This is a genomic window from Blautia glucerasea (genome assembly GCF_013304385.1).
GTDB lineage: Bacteria > Bacillota > Clostridia > Lachnospirales > Lachnospiraceae > Blautia_A > Blautia_A ammoniilytica.
In genome coordinates this window covers 1-2,498 of sequence record NZ_JAAITU010000097.1, presented here as the reverse complement: position 1 = coordinate 2,498, position 2,498 = coordinate 1, and the positions used below count along the sequence as shown (strand labels likewise).

Annotated in this window: 4 protein-coding genes; all 4 read left to right on the top strand. The window is 46.0% G+C overall.

Annotated features, from left to right (window positions below; genetic code table 11):
- On the top strand, positions 1–272 hold a 272-nt coding region (locus G5B11_RS18410), incomplete at its 5' end, for a DUF3848 domain-containing protein (protein WP_173729299.1).
- Positions 269–769, top strand: coding sequence for a JAB domain-containing protein (locus G5B11_RS18405; protein ID WP_173729298.1), 501 nt, complete (start codon positions 269–271; stop codon positions 767–769). The genes G5B11_RS18410 and G5B11_RS18405, both read left to right, overlap by 4 nt.
- Before the next feature lie 28 nt (positions 770–797).
- On the top strand, positions 798–1,730 hold the full coding sequence (locus tag G5B11_RS18400) for a DUF932 domain-containing protein (protein WP_173729297.1): 933 nt from the start codon (positions 798–800) through the stop codon (positions 1,728–1,730).
- 275 nt (positions 1,731–2,005) lie between these two features.
- Positions 2,006–2,498, top strand: a 493-nt coding sequence (locus tag G5B11_RS18395) for a YqaJ viral recombinase family nuclease (protein WP_173729296.1), incomplete at its 3' end; no start/stop codon positions are given.

The following is a 2,498-nucleotide window of genomic DNA, read 5'->3' as shown; positions in this document are numbered from 1 at the left end:
GAGTATTACAGTTAGCCCCAGAGAGGATTTACCAGAGGGCGTATCAGATCAACTGTCGGGAGAATATTGCAGAGACTTTGCTGGAAAAGAGCGGTGAGATGAAATCAGAGGTCCTGCGCTGTCTTCTGGTCCTGCCAAATGTGATCCAGTTCTTTTATGCTAGGTGGATGGGAAAAGGAGATTCCTTCCAGCTGGAACTGGAAAACAGCATGGATACTGGGATCAAGGAAATTGGGCTGCTCCTGGAGCAGGAAGAAACGGAGGCGGCATGAAGAAAAGAGTCATGTGTGTACATACGGAGCTGGTAAGGGAAGGCTCCGTATTATACGAAGGGAAAGATGGAAACACAGGTATTACAACAACGGAGGAGGCTGCAGGTTTTGCAGCCTCTTTTTTCGGCAAGCAGGATAAGGAACTGCTCTATGTGTGCGCTGTGAATGGGGAACTGGAGCCTGTATTAATGGAACTGGTTGCAAAAGGCAGTAAAAATGTGTGCTATGCAGAACCGGCAGATATATTTAAGTCAGCAATCCTGGCGAATGCATACGGTATCTTCTGTTTTCATAACCACCCGGGAGGAAGGGCAAAAGCGAGTAAGGAAGATATAGACCTGACTGCAAGGCTGGAAGCCTGCGGTGTCATGCTGGGGATTCCGTTGCTGGACCATATTATTATCAGCAGCCAGGGAGAAGTTTACAGCATAAAAGAACAGGACGAGGAAAAGCTTAACGAAACCATGAACAGGATGTTTGATAAAAAGAACGAATAAAAATCAATGGAAAAAGGAGAATGAAATTATGGCTGCAGAAGTTGAAACAATGTTTTATACAAGAGAAAAACCATGGCACGGACTGGGAACCCTGGTGGCAGAAGCACCGGAATCAAGGGAAGCACTGCGGATTGCCGGGCTGAACTGGAAAGTCCTCCAGGAGCCTGTTTATACTGAGAATGACGAACTGATCCAGGGCTATAAGGCAAATGTAAGGGATTCTGACAGAAAGATATTAGGCGTGGTCACAGACCGCTACAAGGTTATCCAGAATGAGGAAGCTTTTGCATTTACAGATGCTCTGCTGGGAGAGGGAGTGCGCTACGAAACAGCAGGCTCCCTGCAGGAGGGAAGAAGGGTGTGGCTGCTTGCAAGGCTTCCAAGGGAATACATTATTGCTGGCGAGCGTATCAGCCCTTACATGGTATTTTCCAATACACATGACGGTTCTGGTGCGGTGAAGACTGCGCTTACCCCTATCCGTGTAGTATGCAATAATACCCTGAATTTGGCTCTGCGCACAGCAAAGCGGAGCTGGTCTATGATCCACACAGGGGATATCAGCGGAAAGATCGAGGAAGCGAAGAATACCCTGTTCCTGGCGGACGAGTATATGTCTGCTCTTGGAAAAGAGTTTGAAAATTTAAGGAAAATTCAGCTGTCTGAAAAACAGGTCATGGATTATATTGAGATTCTGCTTCCGGTAGAAGAAAATTTCACCCCACAGCAGAAACGTGGCATTGAAAGACTGAGGGAAGATATGCGAATACGTTACTTTGACGCACCCGATCTGAAAGATGTAGGCAATAATGGCTACCGTTTTGTCAATGCAGTATCGGATTTTGCAACCCATTCCACCCCAAGAAGAAAGACTGCAAATTACAAAGAGAATATCTTTGCCAGAACCGCAGACGGAAATCCGCTGATCGACAGGGCTTATCAGATGGTGCTGGCAGCATAAGGGGGAGCAGATGGAAAAATTTGGTTTGGTAGATATTATCATTATTTTATGCGTGCTGATCCTGGAAGTGCTGGTATTCCACGATCAGCTTGTTTCATTTATAAGGGCTGTAATAACCGGAATTTAAGAACGGAGGAATGGCTGAAAAGCCTGTAGAAAGTAAGGATGAAGATTTTTGAGATCATAGCAGGGATCTGCATACTGGTAGTTGATGTTTTGGTAGCTGTAAATCAGTTTATGAAAGTAATGGATATTTTTACAGGGGAGAATGCAGAATGAAGAATATTATGATTCCGACAAAAGATTTAACAAGGGAAGAGTGGCTGGAACTCCGTCGAAATGGTATCGGAGGTTCTGATGCTTCCGTGGTGATGGGGAAAAATCCCTGGCGTTCCATCCAGCAGCTGTGGGAAGACAAGACTGGCAAAACACCGGTGCAGGAGAATGCCAGTGAGTATACATACTGGGGCAATGTGATGGAGGGGATTATCCGTAAGGAATTTATGAACCGTACAGGTCTGAAGGTACGGCAGAAACATTTTATGATGTTCCATCCCCGGTTTCCGTTTATGTTCGCGGATGTGGACGGGATTGTTACAGACGAGCGTGGTGAAAAATGTATTTTTGAAGCCAAGACTGTCAGTCAGTATCGGGAGGATGAATGGAAGAATGGAAAGATTCCGACAGAGTACATGATGCAGGTCCAGCATTACCTGGCAGTCTGCAATATGCAGAAAGCGTACATTGCGGCTCTGATCGGCGGCAACC